Annotated in this window: 14 protein-coding genes; 8 read left to right on the forward strand and 6 right to left on the reverse strand. The window is 67.4% G+C overall.

What is annotated here, in order from left to right; all coding sequences use genetic code 11:
* Both tssA and H3H37_RS24180 read right to left on the reverse strand, forming a co-directional pair.
* Positions 1-804, reverse strand: an 804-nt coding sequence (gene tssA / locus H3H37_RS24175; protein ID WP_182167347.1) for a type VI secretion system protein TssA, incomplete at its 3' end; no start/stop codon positions are given.
* 354 nt (positions 805-1,158) lie between these two features.
* Positions 1,159-1,938 carry a serine/threonine-protein kinase gene (locus H3H37_RS24180; protein WP_182167349.1) on the reverse strand — a complete coding sequence of 260 codons (780 nt, stop codon included), beginning with the start codon at positions 1,936-1,938 and terminating at the stop codon, positions 1,159-1,161.
* Between the two features lie 98 nt (positions 1,939-2,036).
* Here H3H37_RS24180 and H3H37_RS24185 point away from each other — a divergent pair, with 98 nt between their 5' ends.
* The 6 genes from H3H37_RS24185 to H3H37_RS24210 all read left to right on the forward strand — a co-directional run bounded on the left by H3H37_RS24185 (position 2,037) and on the right by H3H37_RS24210 (position 9,851).
* Positions 2,037-2,975, forward strand: coding sequence for a 5'-nucleotidase (locus tag H3H37_RS24185; protein ID WP_182167351.1), 939 nt, complete (start codon positions 2,037-2,039; stop codon positions 2,973-2,975).
* A 127-nt stretch (positions 2,976-3,102) separates the two neighbouring features.
* Positions 3,103-6,546 (forward strand): transcription-repair coupling factor, encoded by a 3,444-nt coding sequence (gene mfd / locus H3H37_RS24190; RefSeq protein ID WP_182167353.1) that lies wholly within the window; start codon positions 3,103-3,105, stop codon positions 6,544-6,546.
* A gap of 39 nt (positions 6,547-6,585) precedes the next feature.
* Positions 6,586-7,428, forward strand: a complete 843-nt coding sequence (gene serB, locus H3H37_RS24195; protein WP_182167412.1) for a phosphoserine phosphatase SerB — start codon at positions 6,586-6,588, stop codon at positions 7,426-7,428.
* A gap of 157 nt (positions 7,429-7,585) precedes the next feature.
* A complete protein-coding gene (locus tag H3H37_RS24200; protein ID WP_182167355.1) occupies positions 7,586-7,948 on the forward strand; it encodes a DUF4870 family protein in 363 nt (120 codons plus the stop codon).
* 126 nt (positions 7,949-8,074) lie between these two features.
* On the forward strand, positions 8,075-8,884 hold the full coding sequence (locus H3H37_RS24205; protein ID WP_229219021.1) for a transporter substrate-binding domain-containing protein: 810 nt from the start codon (positions 8,075-8,077) through the stop codon (positions 8,882-8,884).
* Positions 8,868-9,851, forward strand: a complete 984-nt coding sequence (locus H3H37_RS24210) for an AraC family transcriptional regulator (protein ID WP_182167357.1) — start codon at positions 8,868-8,870, stop codon at positions 9,849-9,851. The genes H3H37_RS24205 and H3H37_RS24210 overlap by 17 nt, the downstream gene beginning before the upstream one ends.
* Positions 9,852-9,931: 80 nt before the next feature.
* Here H3H37_RS24210 and H3H37_RS24215 read toward each other — a convergent pair whose 3' ends face one another.
* Positions 9,932-11,098 (reverse strand): cystathionine beta-lyase, encoded by a 1,167-nt coding sequence (locus H3H37_RS24215; RefSeq protein ID WP_182167359.1) that lies wholly within the window; start codon positions 11,096-11,098, stop codon positions 9,932-9,934.
* Between the two features lie 136 nt (positions 11,099-11,234).
* Positions 11,235-11,675, reverse strand: a complete 441-nt coding sequence (locus tag H3H37_RS24220; protein WP_182167361.1) for a cupin domain-containing protein — start codon at positions 11,673-11,675, stop codon at positions 11,235-11,237.
* 189 nt (positions 11,676-11,864) lie between these two features.
* Between H3H37_RS24220 and H3H37_RS24225 the strand changes: the two genes are divergently transcribed.
* Positions 11,865-13,157: a hypothetical protein gene (locus H3H37_RS24225; protein WP_182167362.1), complete on the forward strand. Its 1,293-nt coding sequence runs from the start codon at positions 11,865-11,867 to the stop codon at positions 13,155-13,157.
* Between the two features lie 85 nt (positions 13,158-13,242).
* Here the strand turns inward: H3H37_RS24225 and rimO are convergent, their stop codons facing one another.
* On the reverse strand, positions 13,243-14,643 hold the full coding sequence (gene rimO / locus H3H37_RS24230) for a 30S ribosomal protein S12 methylthiotransferase RimO (RefSeq protein WP_182167363.1): 1,401 nt from the start codon (positions 14,641-14,643) through the stop codon (positions 13,243-13,245).
* A 221-nt stretch (positions 14,644-14,864) separates the two neighbouring features.
* Here rimO and H3H37_RS24235 point away from each other — a divergent pair, with 221 nt between their 5' ends.
* Positions 14,865-16,070 (forward strand): cyanophycinase, encoded by a 1,206-nt coding sequence (locus H3H37_RS24235; RefSeq protein WP_182167364.1) that lies wholly within the window; start codon positions 14,865-14,867, stop codon positions 16,068-16,070.
* Here the strand turns inward: H3H37_RS24235 and H3H37_RS24240 are convergent, their stop codons facing one another.
* Complete coding sequence (locus tag H3H37_RS24240) at positions 16,071-16,391, reverse strand: PilZ domain-containing protein (RefSeq protein ID WP_182167365.1); 321 nt, start codon at positions 16,389-16,391, stop codon at positions 16,071-16,073.
* Positions 16,392-16,437: the final 46 nt, after the last annotated feature.

Here is a 16,437-nt window from a genome sequence, read left to right on the forward strand (position 1 = left end):
CGCGCCATCGGCCGGCGCGGCGGCCGCGGCGCCGCCCGATTCGTCGGCCGCCGGCGCGGGCGCCTCGGCCTCGGGCAAACCGGCGTTGGCGAAATCGCGCGCGCGGCGCAGGTACTTGACCAGCACATCGAGGTTGAGCGCCTGCGAGGACCCCACCTGGCGCACCAGCAGGGCTTCGATGTTGACGGCGCTGTCATGGGCCTGGGACAGGGCCGCGCTCAGCGCCTGCACCCGCTCCGGGTCGGCGTCGCGCAGGGCCGCTTCGATCGACGACAGTTCGATCTTGGCCTCGCCCTCGGGCGGCGGCACTTCGCCGCTGGCGATATCGAGCGTGCGCAGGCTCACCGGGCCCAGCGCCGGCAGCACGATCAGCGGCGCCTCCTTCAGTTCACGCAGCAGCGTGGCGCCATCAGCCAGCACGGCCAGCGAATTGATGCGCAACATGGGATCGTTGTCGTCGTCCGGATCGAGCTGGGGATGGACGCTGTCCCAGCGCTGCACCAGCAGGCATTCGATCAGGCGCAGGCCGTCGGCGCAACCCGTCATGCCCTGCAGCGCCAGCTGGGCGCGCAGCATGGCCACGGCCAACCGCAGGTCGCGGCTGCGATCCAGCAGCTCGCTGGCCAGGCGCTGCACATGCTTCCAGTCCGGCGGCACGGCCGGGGTGATGGTGTCGCCGTACTGGACTTCGGGCTTGCCCTGCAAGGCCTGCTCCAGCTCCAGGAAAGCCGGGTCATACTCAAGATTGGGACCGCACGGATTGGCGGGGTCCACCTCCTGCAACAGCGCATCTATATTCAACATACCCATCTTGATCCAGAACCTCGCGTTGACGACGATCAGAATTGCGGAATGAAGCAGCGAAACAGAAACCGGACGACAGAAACTGGTGGAACAGAAGCGAATACTGGAACGAATACCACCGCCTCACCGGGCACGTGGTCCGGCGGGCGAAGCTTGAAGGCGGGTGAGGCTGAAACTGGTGAGGCTGTGTTCGCCTGTCAAGTTTTCAACAATGTGTTCGACTATACTCGAAAACCCAATAAATATCGGAAAAATAATTTTAGGTCGATTCAACTGGCTTGTGTGTCAGTGTTGTAGAAAGGTAACTCCCTCATCCAGGGGAGGCCGGGCGGGCCGTACTGCGGCGCAGCAAATTCAGGCCGCGGCTATTTCAGAGATCGCCGCGGCGAACTGGCTGGCGCTCTGGAAACGCTGCCCGGGGTCGCGCGCCAGTGCCCGCGCCAGCACGCCATCGAAACGGCAGCCCAGCGCCGGATGCCGGTGCGACGGCGCCGGCGGCGCGGCAGGTGCGGCGGCCAGCACCTGCTGCACCACGGCGCCGGCGTTGCCCTCGAACGGCAGGCGCCCCGTCAGCAACTGGAACAGCACCACGCCGGCCGCATACAGGTCGGCGCGGGCATCGGCCGGCGCGCCGCGCATCTGCTCGGGCGCCATGTAGGCCGGGGTGCCGGCCGCGCTGCCGCCCTGCCCTGCGCGCGCCGCCAGGCCAAAATCGGTGACGACTAGCTGGCCGTCCGGCGTGATCAGCAGGTTGGCGGGCGTGATGTCGCGGTGGACGATGCCGGCGCCATGCAGGCACGCCAGGGCCGCCAGCAACTGCGCCATCCAGGCCAGGGCCTGAACCTGCGGCGGCACGCCATCGGCCAGCACGGCGCGCAGCGGCCGGCCCGCCACCCATGCCAGCGCCGACCAGGGCTGGCCGTGTTCCTCGCCGGCCGCCAGCACGGCGGCCAGATGAGGATGACGCAAACCGCCCAGCAGCGCGTCGCCGGGGCTGCCCAGCTTGAGCAGCAGCGGCGCGCCCGTGGCCGGGTCGGCTCCCGCGCAGGCGCAGCGCCCCGCCCGCGCTGCCAACAGCGCTGTGACGGGGAAGCCGCCGATGGTGGCCGGTGGCGTGAACGGGGGAACAGGCATGGACAACGCGCTGGGTGCAGGGTGCGAGGTTGGGGTCGCCCCATGATAGCCCGGATTTGCTTTACACTTGGCCTTTTCGACAAGCTTAACCGCGCTCCATGGTTTATCCGATCCAGCATAAACTCGTCATCGGCATCGCCTCCAGCGCCCTGTTCGACCTGACCGATTCGCACCAGGTCTATCTGGAACAGGGCGAGGAAGCCTACCGCAAGTACCAAGAACAGCACCACGACGTCATCCTCGGCAAGGGCGTGGCCTTTCCCTTCATCCGCCGTTTCCTCAACATCAACAAGCAGTTCGCGCGCCAGTTGCCGGTCGAGGTGGTGCTGTTCTCGCGCAATTCGCCGGAGACGGGCCTGCGCGTGATGCACTCGATCGCCCACTATGGCCTCGATATCACGCGCGCCTGCTTCGTCACCGGCAAATCGGCCCACGCCTACCTGCCCGCGTTTAACACGGCCCTGTTCCTGAGCGCGAACGAGGACGACGTGCGCAGCGCGCTGGCGGCCAACCACCCGGCCGGGCTGGTGCTGCCGTCGCGCACGGAGGACGACGAGGCCGACGGCGAGCTGCGCGTGGCCTTCGACTTCGACGGCGTGATCGCCGACGACGAGGCCGAGACCGTCTTCAAGCGCAACAACGACGTGGACGAATTCCACGCCCACGAACGGCGCCACGTGGCCATCCCGCACCGTCCCGGCCCGCTGGCCGACCTGTTCCAGAAGCTGGCCCTAATGCAGCGCATGGAGGAAAAGCAGCTGCGGCGCGACCCGGGCTACCGCAAGATCCTGCGCATCGCCATCATCACGGCCCGCAACGCGCCCTCGCACGAGCGCGTCGTCACCACGCTCAAGAGCTGGGGCGTGTCGGCCAACGAGACCTTCTTCCTGGGCGGGATGGAAAAGGCGCGGGTGCTGGAGGTGTTCCGGCCCCATATCTTCTTCGACGACCAGCTCAGCCACCTCAAGTCGGCCGGCGGCACCATCCCCATGGTGCACGTGCCGTTCGGCGTGGCCAATCTGCGCCGTCCCGCCTGAGCCGGTCGCCGCACTGGCCGGACTACGCCGCCCGGGCGACGGGCCAGGGTAGCATCGTCTATAATGTCGCCTGCGGCATTGCCACGGTCGGCAGTGCGCCTAACCGTACTATTGTGTTGCAGCCTGCATGTCCTTCGACCTGAAAAAATCCCTTCCCAAGTCCGGCACCCGCTTCGCCCTTCCCGCCCTGCATGGATCGTCCGATGCGTACGCGCTGGCGCAATGCGCGCTTGAGCTGAAGGCGCAGGGCCGCATGCTGGCCGTGGTGGTGGCCGCCGCTAGCGACGGCCAGCGCCTGCTGGACGAGATGCCGTGGTTCGCCGAAGGCCAGCTGCGCTGCCACCTGCTGCCCGACTGGGAAACCCTGCCCTACGACGCCTTCTCGCCGCACCAGGACCTGGTGTCCGAGCGCCTGGCCACGCTGCACGAAGTCAGCGCCGGCCAGTGCGACGTGCTGATCGTGCCGGCCACCACGGCGCTGGTGCGCATGGCGCCGCCCTCGTTCCTGGCCGCCTACACCTTCTTCTTCGAGCAGGGCGAAACGCTGGACGAGGCGCGCCTGAAATCGCAGCTGACGCTGGCCGGCTACGCCCACGTGGCGCAAGTGATGTCGCCCGGCGAATACTCGGTGCGCGGCGGCCTGCTCGACCTGTTCCCCATGGGTTCGGCCCTGCCCTACCGGCTCGACCTGTTCGGCGACACCATCGAATCGATCCGCACCTTCGACGCCGACACCCAGCGCTCGCTGTACCCGGTCAAGCAGGTGCGCCTGCTGCCGGGCCGCGAATTCCCGATGGACGACGCGGCCCGCACCACCTTCCGCAGCCGCTGGCGCGAGCAGTTCGAGGGCGACCCGTCGCGCGCCGTCGTCTACAAGGACATCAGCGCCGGCATCGCCTCGGCCGGCATCGAATACTATCTGCCGCTGTTCTTCGAGCAGACGGCCACCCTGTTCGACTATCTGCCCGACGGCGCCCTGGTGGCCACGGTGGGCGACATCGACAGCGCCATCGGCCGCTTCTGGACCGACACCAGCTCGCGCTACCGCTTCCTGAAGGCCGACCGCGAGCGTCCCATCCTGGCGCCGGAAGCGCTGTTCCTGTCGGACGAGCAGTTCTACACGCTGGCCAAGCCCTTCGGCCGTCTCGCCATCGCGCGCGAAGCGGGCGCGCCCGCCTCCGAGCTGTCCGCGCCGGTGCCCAACATCGCCGTCAACCGCCACACGGAAGACCCGCTGACCAACCTGCGCGCCTACCTGCTGCAGGCCGGGCGGCGCGTGATGATCTGCGCCGAATCGAACGGCCGGCGCGAAACGCTGCAACAGTACTTCAACGAATACGACCTGGCGCTGACGCCGGTAGAAGGCTACGCCGGCTTCCTGGCGTCGGACGCCAAACTGGCGCTGGGCGTGGCGCCGCTGCATGCCGGCTTCGAGCTGTCCACGCCGGACGAGAACCTGATCTTCATCACCGAGACGGAACTGTACGCGGGCTCCGGCCGCCGCGCCGGCAAGAAGAAGCAGGAAGGCGTGACCCAGGTCGAATCCATGGTGCGCGACCTGTCGGAGCTGAAGATCGGCGACCCGGTGGTCCACATCAACCACGGCATCGGCCGCTACATGGGCCTGACCAGCATGGACCTGGGCGAAGGCGAAACCGAGTTCCTGCACTTGGAATACGCCAAGGACACCAAGCTGTACGTGCCCGTGTCGCAGCTGCACGTGATCTCGCGCTACTCGGGCGCCTCGCCGGAGGACGCGCCGCTGCATTCGCTCGGCTCGGGCCAGTGGGAGAAAGCCAAACGCAAGGCCGCCGAGCAGGTGCGCGACACGGCCGCCGAGCTGCTCAACCTGTACGCCCGGCGCGCGCTGCGCCAGGGCCACGCCTTCGAATACTCGGCCCACGACTACGAGCGCTTCGCCGACAGCTTCGGCTTCGACGAGACGCCGGACCAGGCCGAGGCCATCAGCAACGTCATCAAGGACATGACCTCGGGCAAACCGATGGACCGCCTGGTGTGCGGCGACGTCGGCTTCGGCAAGACGGAAGTGGCGCTGCGGGCCGCCTTCATCGCCGTCATGGGCGGCAAGCAGGTCGCCATCCTGGCCCCCACCACGCTGTTGGCCGAGCAGCACGCCCAGACCTTCGCCGACCGCTTCGCCGACTGGCCCGTGCGCATCGCCGAAATGTCGCGCTTCCGCACCGGCAAGGAGATCGCGCAGGCCATCAAGGGCATGGCCGATGGCACGCTCGACATCGTGATCGGTACCCACAAGCTGCTGTCGGACGAGGTCAAGTTCACCCGCCTGGGCCTGGTCATCATCGACGAGGAACACCGCTTCGGCGTGCGCCAGAAGGAGGCGCTCAAGGCGCTGCGGGCCGAGGTCGACGTGCTGACGCTGACGGCCACCCCGATCCCGCGCACGCTGGGCATGGCGCTCGAAGGCCTGCGCGACTTCTCCGTGATCGCCACGGCGCCGCAGAAGCGGCTGGCCATCAAGACCTTCGTGCGCAGCGAGGGCGAGGCCATCATCCGCGAAGCGTGCCTGCGCGAGCTGAAACGGGGCGGCCAGGTCTACTTCCTGCACAACGAGGTCGAGACCATCGAGAACCGCATGGCCATGCTGACCGAACTGCTGCCCGAGGCCCGCATCGCCGTGGCCCACGGCCAGATGCACGAGCGCGACCTGGAGAAGGTGATGCGCGACTTCGTGGCCCAGCGCTTCAATATCCTGCTGTGCACCACCATCATCGAGACCGGCATCGACGTCCCCACGGCCAACACCATCATCATGCACCGCGCCGACAAGTTCGGCCTGGCCCAGCTGCACCAGCTGCGCGGGCGCGTGGGCCGCTCGCACCACCAGGCCTATGCCTACCTGCTGGTGAACGACGTGCAGGGCCTGACCAAGCAGGCGCAGCGCCGGCTGGACGCGATCCAGCAGATGGAAGAACTGGGCAGCGGCTTCTACCTGGCCATGCACGACCTGGAAATCCGCGGCGCCGGCGAAGTGCTGGGCGACAGCCAGTCCGGCGAGATGACCGAAGTCGGTTTCCAGCTGTACTCGGACATGCTCAACGAGGCCGTGCGCGCGCTCAAGAACGGCAAGGAGCCGGACCTGGCCGCGCCGCTGTCGACCACCACCGAGATCAACCTGCACGTGCCGGCCCTGCTGCCGGCCGACTTCTGCGGCGACGTGCACGAGCGCCTGTCGATCTACAAGCGCCTGGCCAACTGCGAAGCCCCGGGGAAGATCGACGACATGCAGGAAGAATTGATAGACCGCTTCGGCAAGCTACCCGACGCCGTCAAAGCGCTGGTGGAGACCCACCGCCTGCGCATCGCCGCCCGCACCGTGGGCATCGTCAAGATCGACGCCCACGGCGAGGCGGCCACGCTGCAATTCATGCCCAAGCCGCCTATCGACCCGATGCGCATCATTGAGCTGATCCAGAAGAACCGCCAGATCAAGCTCAATGGCCAGGACAAGCTCAAGATCACGGCCGCCATGCCGGACCTGGCCGCGCGCGTCACCCACATCAAGAACGCCATCAAACAACTGACCGCCTAGCGCGAACGAACTGACTTTATGACCGACGCCACCACCTCCATGAACCTGGTCCTGCAAGGCCTGGACGACTGCAAGGCCCGCCTGGAGCGCATCGCCGCGCTGACCGCCCCCACCAACCTCACCTGGCTGAGCGACCGTGCCGTGCGCTGCGAGGGCATCGCCTTCTCGCCCGCGCTGCGCCAGACCATCGAAGTGGCGGCCCACGCCGCCCAGCTCGACGCCACCTACATGGTCGGCATCCGCCACCTGAGCGAATTCAAGCTGGTGGCGATGGACATGGACTCGACCTTCATCACCATCGAATGCATCGACGAGATCGCTGACATGCAGGGCCTCAAGCCGCAGGTGGCGGCCATCACCGAGGCGGCCATGCGCGGCGAACTCGATTTCTCGGCCAGCCTCACGCGCCGCGTGGCCCTGCTCGAAGGGCTGGACGCGTCGGCCCTGGAGCGCGTGTACGAGGAGCGTTTGCGCCTGTCGCCGGGCGCCGAGACCATGCTCAAGGCGGTGCAGGCGGCCGGCCTGAAGACGCTGCTGGTGTCGGGCGGCTTCACCTTCTTCACCAGCCGCCTCAAGGCCCGCATGGGCCTGGACTACACCCACGCCAACGAACTGGAGATCGTCGACGGCAAGCTGACGGGCAAGGTCCTCGGCGGCATCGTCGACGCCGACGAGAAGAAGCGCACCGTGGAGCGCGTGTGCGCGGAGCTGGGCATCGCGCCGGCCCAGGCCATCGTCATGGGCGACGGCGCCAACGACCTGAAGATGATGGGCATCGCCGGCCTGTCGGTGGCGTTCCGCGCCAAGCCCGTGGTGCGCGAGCAGGCCAGCGTGGCCCTGAACTTCGTCGGCCTGGACGGCATCCTGCCCCTGCTGGCCTGAGGCCGCGACCGGCGGCGCAAGCGATAACGGCGGCGTGGCGCGCCCGCGCCGCCGCGGCGACCGGCCGCCCCAGGGACGCGCCCCACGGTGACGCCCCTTTGCCGCGGCCCGCCATTGTGAGAAAATAAAAATTGTTCATCTCACCAAGGAAGCCGCCATGTCGCAACAACTGATCCTCGACGACCGCCTGGACGCGGCCAAGAACCTCGCCTGGTGGCTCTACCTGGGCCACGCGCTCAGCTTCCTGTTCTCGCTGGGCGCGTTTTCCTTCATCCCGCTCATCATCAACTACGTCAAGCGGCCCGAGACGGAAGGCACCTTCGTGCACAGCCACCACAGCTGGCAGATCCGCTCGTTCTGGTGGTATCTGATCTGGATGGCCGTGGGCGTGGCCCTGTTCCTGACCATCATCGGCATCCCGCTGGCCTGGCTGGTGTGGGTGGGCGCATGGCTGTGGAAAGCCTACCGGCTGATCGCCGGCATCAGCGCCCTGAACCAGAACCGTCCCATGCCCGAGTGAAGCGGACCGCGCGCGCCGCCGCGGCACCGTGCCAGCCGGCCGGTCTGCGGCATAGCGTGCCAGGGGAACGTGCTGTCCGAAAGCGCATATAATTCATGCAATTGATTGCCTGAGCGTCCGCGCCGTATGTCTCGCCTGTTCCCGACCGCCCTGCTTTGCCTTGGCCTGCTCTCCCTTGCCCTGTGCAGTACCGGCGCCCGCGCCGCCTGCGCGCCGCTGCGCATCGCCTATCCCGACCAGCACTATCCGCCCTACTGGCTGGGCAACGGCGACCAGGTGCCCGAACCACCGGGCGCCGGCGCGGAATTGCTGCGCAGGTTCGGCGCCAGCGCCGGTTGCCCCGTCACGCTCAAGCGCTTGCCGAACGGCCGCATCCTGCCTGCCCTGATGGAAGGCCAGGTCGAATTCGCTCCCCAGGGCGCGACCAGCGCCAGCCAGCCCGAACTGGCCTTCCCGCGCGACAAGGCGGGCCAGCTGGACCAGGAACGGTCGCTGCCGCAACTGCTGGTGGTGTTCGTGCGGGCGGCCGACGGCCCCGGACGCGACGCCGATCCGGCACTGTATTTCCGCGACCATGTGCTGGCCAGCGTGCTCAGTTCCGCCTATCTGCCGCGCATGCGGCGCGACGGCCTGCGCGTCGACAGCGGCGCCACCAACATCACCAGCAATCTGGAAAAGCTGCGCCTGCGCCGCGTCGATGGCGTGGCCGTGTCGATGATCTCGGCCGGCGATATGGACAACTTCATCGCCACCCACTACGGCACGGCGCTGGTGCGGCTGAACCAGTCGCTCTACAGCGACCGCGTGTGGCTGGCCGCCCATGCCCCGTACTACGCGGCCCACCAGGTCCAGGTCGAAACCATGTGGACCTGGCTGGCCGGCCCCGGCAAACAGCAATTTGCCCGCCTGCTCAGGAAATATGCCGACCATCCCTGAATCGCCAGCCGCCAGCCGCGCCGAATACGCGCGCCGCATCAACCTGGTGCTCGACTACATCGACCGCCACCTCGACACGCCGCTGGAACTGGCCACGCTGGCCGACGTCGCCCACTTCTCGCGCTTCCACTTCCACCGCATCTTCACCGCCTGGATGGGCGAGACCGTGGGCGACTACGCGCGCCGCCGCCGGCTGGAAGTGGCAGCCTTCCGGCTCTCGCGCAACACCGGCGAGACGGTGCTCGACATTGCGCTGGGCACCGGCTTCGGCTCGGGCGAAGCGTTCGCGCGCGCGTTCAAGCTCAAGTTCGGCTGCACGCCAAGCACCTGGCGGCAAGCCACTCCCGCACGCATGGCGCAGCAGGTGGCCGCGCTGGGCGAACACAAATTCACCCTGCATAGCAATCTGGATCAGGCCCTGGGCAAGCCCGGTCAGGCGCGCGCGCCGCACTTGGGCGAAGATGGCCACTCCCATCCAACCCAAGGAGCAAACAGCATGGAAGTTCAAGTGATCGATTTACCGCCTGTGCGCGTCGCCTGGCAGCGCCGCATTGGCGCCTACGGCCCCGGCATCGGCGCATTCTGGCGCGACACCATGGCGCCGTGGATGCAGTCGCACGGCCTGATGGAGCAGACCTGCTACGGCGTGGGCCTGGACGACCCGGTGCTGACCCCGGCCGACAAGTGCCGCTACGACGCCTGTGTGGCCCTGCCCGGGCATTTCCAGGCCAACGGCAACACCGCCACCACGATGCTGCCGGGCGGACGCTACGCCGTGGCCCGCTTCCGGGGTCCCACCACCAGCATCGCCGCCGCCTGGATGACGCTGACACGCGAATGGCTGCCGTCGAGCGGCCTGCAATGCGACGAGCGGCCATGCTTCGAGCGCTTCCACGCCACCACCGCGCTCGATCCTGCCACCGGCGAGTTCACCTGCGACATCTGCATTCCGGTGCGCCCGCTCTAGCCGCGCCAGCGCCAGCGCGAGCACCGGTACCGGCACTGGAACCCGCAGCAACAGCGGGCACCGGGCGCCGGGCCTGCTGCTTACATCGCCGCCAGCGCCTGTTCGATGTCGGCGATCAGGTCCACCGTGTCCTCCAGGCCGACGTTGAAGCGCACCAGGATGCCCTGGTCGCGCCAGGCCTGCCGCATGTGGGCGATCCGGTACGGCATCACCAGGCTGTTGGCGCCGCCCCAGCTGTAACCGATCTTGAACAGCTTGAGCGCATCCACGAAGCGGTCGGTGCGTGCCTCCGGGATGGACGGGTCGAACAGCACGGAGAACAGGCCGCCGGCGCCGCTGAAGTCGCGCTGCCAGATGGCATGGCCGGGGCAATCCTCGAACGCCGGATGCAGCACCTTGCTGATCTCGGGCCGCGTGCGCAACCATGCGGCCAGCTTGCGCGCGCTGGCGTCGTGCGCGTCGAAGCGCAGTTTGAGGGTGGGCAGGCCGCGCAGCACCAGGTAGGCGTCGTCCGCGCCCACGCCCATGCCCAGCCGCATGTGGGCCATGCTCAGGCGCTCGTGCAAGGCGCGGTCGCGCGTGATCAGGGCGCCCATCAGCACATCCGAACCGCCCGACTGGTACTTGGTCAGCGCCTGCATGATGATGTCCGCACCGAGCTCGAAGCCGCGCAGCGCCAGCCCGGCCGACCACGTGTTATCGAGCGCCACCAGCACCCCGCGCGCATGCGCGGCCTGGCAGATGGCCGGCAGGTCCGACACTTCCATCGACACCGAACCGGGCGCCTCGGTCCAGATCAGTTTCGTGTTGGGCTGGATCATGTCCGCGATGCCGGCGCCGATCAGGGGATCGTAGTAGCGGGCCGTGACGCCGAAGTCGGCGCTGAGCCACTTGCCTAGTTCGCGGTTGGGGTTGTAGACGTTATCGGGCAACAGCACATCGTCGCCGCTCTTGAGCAGCGCAAAGTCCACCATCGCGATCGCGGCCAGGCCGCTGGGCGCCAGCAGGCAGTGCCGGCCGTCCTCGATCTCGGCCAGCCGCGCTTCCAGCGTGAACGTGGTCGGCGTGCCGTGCAGCCCGTAGGTATAAGCGTTCTTCTCTTTCCAGTCACCCGAGCGCATGGCCGCCACGTTCTTGAACAGCACGGTGGAGGCATGGTGGATGGCGCTGGGGAAGGCGGCGAAACCGGGCGGCGCCTGGTAATCGGTATGCACCAGCGCGGTCTGCGGGGATTTTTTTGCGGTCATGGCGAAGTGGTGGCGGTTGCGGGAAGTTGCGAATCCGGGCCGGCGGTGTGCCAGCCCGTTGGCGATTATAGGAGCTAACGCCGGATTTGTCCGCGCAGCGCCGTCCGCGGCCGCCTCACATTACTTGCGCACGCACTTACTTCGCTGGCGGCGTGAATTCCGGATGGGGCACGGTCAGCTTCTTCTCCGACGAACCCGTGTACAGCACCAGCAGCTTGACGGGCTTGCCATCGAGCGCGCGGCCGTTGTGCAGCGTGTCCACCACTTCCGGCAGCACGTCGCCCACGTGCAGCACCTTGGTCTCACCGGTGGCGCGGGTCACCTCCAGCGTGCCCTCCATCACGTAGGCGAACGACGGCACCTGGTGTTCATGCCAGCCGGTCTGGCCGCCGGCCGCGATTTCGACCATCAGCGCCGTCACTTCGGCCGCGCCGGCGGGATAGGTGATGGGCTTGGCGTCCCAGCTGGTGGACGTCTTCAACAGCGGCGTCACCTTGACGGCGGCAGAATTGTCGAGCGCATACGCGCCCTGGATGGCGCCGACCAGCATGGCCGACGCGAGCAGCAGGTGTTTCATGGGCTTCCTTTCGTGAGAGCGAGCCAGTCTATACGAAATATGCTACATTGCGCAGATAATAATTGCCGCAGGTGCAATATTGAGCCGTCATGATCTGCGCACTGTTGCAAATGTGACGACAGGCTTATGCTATCGACTGGACAGCGCTGCCGACCTGCGGCGCGCACGTCCAGCGGGAGAGAAAACCGGATGAACGACCTGACCTGCCACATGGCCCCCGTCGCCTTGCGCAACAGCGCCTGTTTCTGCGTCAGCCTGGACGAGGAAGCGCTGCGCCAGGCCCTGCAAACACAACTGGACCAGCCCGACATCTATGCGCTGGTGCGCGAGCGCTGCCCCTACCTGTTCGCGGCCCGTCCGGTGTTCATGTCCACGGCGCGGCTGATGCGCATGGAGGAACTGGTGCAGACGATCGAATCGGTGGTCGCCCTGCCCGCCTACCGCGAGCGCGTGCTGGCCTACGCGCCCGAGATCGCCCACCACGACACGGGCGCGCGCGGCGTCTTTATGGGCTACGACTTCCACGCCGACGAGCAGCAATTCGGTCTCATCGAAATCAACACCAATGCCGGCGGCGCCATGCTCAACGCCGTGCTCGCGCGCGCCCAGCGGGCCTGCTGCGCCGAGGCCGAATTCCTCGTGCCGCCGGTGGCCACGGCCGGCGCGTTCGAACGGGAAATGATCGCCATGTTCCGGCGCGAGTGGGCGCTGGCCGGGCACCAGCGGCCGCTGCGCAGCATCGCCATCGTCGACGACGCGCCCGAGCAGCAATACCTGTACCCCGAATTCCTGCTTTTCCAGCAGCTGTTCGAGCGCCACGACCTGCGCGCCGTGATCGCCGCGCCGGAGCAGTTCAAGCTCGAAGGCGGCACCCTCTGGCACGATGGCCAGCCCATCGACCTGGTCTACAACCGGCTGACCGACTTCGCGCTGGCGGCGCCGGCCAGCGCCGTGCTGCGCGACGCCTGGCTGGCGCGCGCCGCCGTGCTCACACCCCACCCGCGCGCCCACGCGCTGTACGCGGACAAGCGCAACCTGGCCTTGCTCAGCGATGAAGACGAACTGCAGCAACTGGGTGTGCCGCCGTCGCAGCGCGCGATCCTGCTGGCGGGCATCCCCCGCACGGAACTGGTGCAACCCGAGCACGCCGAGCGCCTGTGGAAGGATCGGCGCGGCCTGTTCTTCAAGCCCTATGGCGGCTATGGCGGCAAGGCCGCCTACCGTGGCGACAAACTGACCCAGCGCGTCTGGCAGGAGATCCTGGCCGGTGGTTACGTCGCGCAGGCGCTGGTGGCGCCGGGTGAGCGCACCATCAGCTCGGAAGACCCGCCCCAGAAGCTCAAATTCGACGTGCGCAACTACGCCTACGACGGCGCCGTCCAATGGGTAGCCGCGCGCCTGTACCAGGGCCAGACCACCAACTTCCGCACCCCGGGCGGCGGCTTCGCGCCCGTCTACGAGAACGTGCTCTCCCCTGCTTAAATGCAAAACCGGGGTCAGGTCATGCCGGCGCGCAAAATGCGCACCGGCATGACCTGACCCCGGTTTCTTTTAACGCCGACGTGGCTTACTGCGCCTCGCCCCACAAATCGTGCGCGTCCGATGCGGTGATGGTCACGTCGACGAACTGGCCCACAGCCAGCTTCTTGTGCGGCTCGTACGGCGGCTTGACGTAGACCACGCCGTCGATTTCCGGCGCGTCGGCGGCCGAGCGGCCCACGCCGCCGCTGCGCGTCACTTCGTCGATCAGCACGCGCACGGTCTTGCCGACCTTGGCCTTCAGGCGCTGCTTCGAAATCTCTTCCTGCAGCAGCATGACGCGGCCACGGCGTTCCTCGCGCACTTCGTCCGGCACCTGGTTTTCCAGTTCGTTGGCGGTGGCGCCTTCCACCGGCGAGTAAGCGAAGCAACCGAGGCGGTCGATCTGCGCTTCCTTCAGGAAGTCCAGCAGGTATTCGAATTCCGCTTCCGTCTCGCCGGGGAAGCCGGCGATGAAGGTGGAGCGGATGGTCAGATCCGGGTTCATCTTGCGCCAGGCCTGGATGCGGTCCAGGTTCTTTTCGCCGCTGGCCGGACGCTTCATGCGCTTGAGCACCTCGGGATGGGCGTGCTGCAGCGGCACGTCCAGGTAAGGCAGGATATGGCCACCGCTCATCAGCGGGATAATCTGGTCCACGTGCGGGTACGGGTACACATAGTGCAGGCGCACCCACGCGCCGTAGGACTTGGCCAGCTCGCCCAGCGCTTCGGTCAGCTGGGTCATGTGGGTCTTGACGGGACGGCCGTTCCAGAAGCCGGAGCGGAACTTGACGTCCACGCCGTAGGCCGAGGTGTCCTGAGAAATGACCAGCAGTTCCTTGACGCCGGACTTGAACAGGTTCTCCGCCTCCAGCATCAGTTCCGCGATCGGGCGCGACACCAGGTCGCCGCGCATGGACGGGATGATGCAGAAGCTGCAGCGGTGGTTGCAGCCTTCGGAAATCTTCAGGTAGGCGTAGTGCTTGGGCGTGAGCTTGATGCCCTGCGGCGGCAGCAGGTCGATGAACGGCTCGTGCGGCTTGGGCAGGTGGGTGTGCACCGAGTTCATCACTTCGCCCAGCGCGTGCGGGCCGGTCACGGCCAGCACCTTCGGGTGCACCTTGGTGATGATGTCGTCGCCAGCCGCATCCTTCTTGGCGCCCAGGCAGCCGGTCACGATCACCTTGCCGTTTTCGGCCAGCGCTTCGCCGATGGCGTCCAGCGACTCCTGCACGGCCGCGTCGATGAAGCCGCAGGTGTTGACGATGACGAGGTCGGCGCCGTCATACGACTTGGCCGTTTCGTAGCCTTCGGCGCGCAACTGGGTCAGGATCTGTTCGGAATCGACCAGCGCCTTGGGGCAGCCGAGCGAGACGAAGCCCACTTTCGGCGCCGCGCCGGGCGTGGCGGGCGTGCTGTCGTCCTTGGGAATGCGGGAGATGGAATGCATGGTAACTTTGCTCAGGAAATTCAGGCCAATCGGACATTATACAGTGTTCCGCCCCGTGCTGGATGGCAACAACGCGGCGGCCACGGCCAGGCGCACCTGACGGGAAAGCCACAGCGACCCCACTTTGCCGCCGCACTTGAGCGGACAACGCTTGCGTCCGCCCAAAACGGTGTAACAATGACATGACACTTCATCCATACCAGTGACCACCCGAGGCCTCCATGACCAAGCTGCCCAACCCGACACCGCGCGCCGCCTGGCGCTCCCTCACCGCCCTGCTCCTGGCCGCCGCCTGTGCGGCGCCGGGCTTGGCCAGCGCCGCCAAGGGCGCCGCCAAGCCGTCGTATGAATACTATGCGACGGGCAATCCGCAGGCCACCGTCACCCTGCCCACCTCCTACGCCACCACCTCGCTGGTGCTGATGGGCGGCGGGCCGGACGTGGACGAAGCGTTCCGCTGGATGATCACGCGCGCCGGCATCAAGCCCGGCACCGGCGGCCGCTTCGTGGTGATCCGCGCCACCGGCACCGACGCCTACGATCCCTACCTGTACTACAGCGACGCCTCGCTCAGCACCTCCACCACCGTCGCCGACCAGTGGGTGGGCGGCGCCTCGCTGGGGCTGACGTCGGCCGAAACGCTGGTCATCCCCAGCGTGTCCGCCGCCAACGATCCGACCGTGAACGCCATCGTGGCGCGCGCCAACGCCGTGTTCATCGCCGGTGGCGACCAGAGCGACTACATCAACTACTGGAAAGGCACGGCGCTGGACCAGACCCTGCGCGGCCTGCTGGCCCGCAACGTGCCGGTCGGCGGCACCAGCGCCGGCCTGGCCGTGCTGGGCCAGTTCGACTACGCGGCGCTCAAGGGCTCCGTCACCACGGCGCAGGCATTGTCCAACCCCTACCACCGCTACATCACGCTGGACCCGAACCCGCTGGCGCTGACGGGCGGCTTCATCGCCCCGCCGGCCCTGAACAGCATGATCCTCGATTCCCACCTGGACGCGCGCGACCGCATGGGCCGGCTGGTCACCTTCGTGGCGCGGCTGGTGGCGCAGAACGGCAGCACCGGCTGCCCCGGCGGCGTGCTGCCGGCGTCCAGCAGCGGCGCGGCCACGGCCCGCGGCATCGGCGTGGATGTGGAAACGGCGCTGCTGGTGCAAGGCAACCAGGCCACCGGCGGCGTGTCGGCGCGCCGCGTGACCAATGTCTCGACCACGACCGAGAGCGCGGTGTACTTCGTGCGCCCGGCGGTAGCGCCATCCACCTGCGTGGCGGGCGCGCCGCTGGCCATGTATGGCGTGGAGATCCGCAAGCTGGCCGATTCGGCCACTGTGTTCGACCTGGGCAACTGGAGCGGCCTGCCCGTCTACAAGACGGTGGACGCGGTGGCCGGCCAGCTGTCGCCGGCCAACCCCTACTGATCAGGCCATGTGCATGCCGTCGGACGTGACGTAATCAACGATGCGCTCGACGGCGTCATCGGAAATGGAGAGGAAACGGGCGCCGTTGCGGAAGCGCCCTTCCGTGCCAAAGGGCGCGCTGTGCACGATGGTCAGCAGCACCTCGTTGCGCACGCTGCTGCCGGGGAAGCAGAAACTGAACAGGAACGGCACGTCGGTCGGGAACTGGTGGTAGCTGACGAAGGCCACGCCCATGCGCGCGATGTCGATGATCTGCACCGCCCATTGCTGCGAGCCGAATTCGTCGGCGATCGACGCGTCGACCTGCAGCAAGCGCCGCACGTGGGCTCTTCTTGGATCCGTTTGCACTGCCTGTCCCTGCTGTTTG

The sequence above is a fragment of the Rugamonas brunnea genome (assembly GCF_014042345.1).
GTDB classification, from domain to species: domain Bacteria; phylum Pseudomonadota; class Gammaproteobacteria; order Burkholderiales; family Burkholderiaceae_D; genus Rugamonas; species Rugamonas brunnea.

Excerpts from the sequence above, each read along its gene's own strand:
- H3H37_RS24220 (WP_182167361.1), bottom strand. The coding sequence starts at position 11,675 with ATGAAACACCTGCTGCTCGCGTCGGCCATGCTGGTCGGCGCCATCCAG.
- mfd (WP_182167353.1), top strand. The coding sequence starts at position 3,103 with ATGTCCTTCGACCTGAAAAAATCCCTTCCCAAGTCCGGCACCCGCTTC.
- serB (WP_182167412.1), top strand. The coding sequence starts at position 6,586 with ATGAACCTGGTCCTGCAAGGCCTGGACGACTGCAAGGCCCGCCTGGAG.
- H3H37_RS24225 (WP_182167362.1), top strand. The coding sequence starts at position 11,865 with ATGAACGACCTGACCTGCCACATGGCCCCCGTCGCCTTGCGCAACAGC.
- H3H37_RS24215 (WP_182167359.1), bottom strand. The coding sequence starts at position 11,098 with ATGACCGCAAAAAAATCCCCGCAGACCGCGCTGGTGCATACCGATTAC.
- H3H37_RS24185 (WP_182167351.1), top strand. The coding sequence starts at position 2,037 with ATGGTTTATCCGATCCAGCATAAACTCGTCATCGGCATCGCCTCCAGC.
- rimO (WP_182167363.1), bottom strand. The coding sequence starts at position 14,643 with ATGCATTCCATCTCCCGCATTCCCAAGGACGACAGCACGCCCGCCACG.
- H3H37_RS24205 (WP_229219021.1), top strand. The coding sequence starts at position 8,075 with ATGTCTCGCCTGTTCCCGACCGCCCTGCTTTGCCTTGGCCTGCTCTCC.
- H3H37_RS24180 (WP_182167349.1), bottom strand. The coding sequence starts at position 1,938 with ATGCCTGTTCCCCCGTTCACGCCACCGGCCACCATCGGCGGCTTCCCC.
- H3H37_RS24235 (WP_182167364.1), top strand. The coding sequence starts at position 14,865 with ATGACCAAGCTGCCCAACCCGACACCGCGCGCCGCCTGGCGCTCCCTC.
- H3H37_RS24210 (WP_182167357.1), top strand. The coding sequence starts at position 8,868 with ATGCCGACCATCCCTGAATCGCCAGCCGCCAGCCGCGCCGAATACGCG.
- H3H37_RS24200 (WP_182167355.1), top strand. The coding sequence starts at position 7,586 with ATGTCGCAACAACTGATCCTCGACGACCGCCTGGACGCGGCCAAGAAC.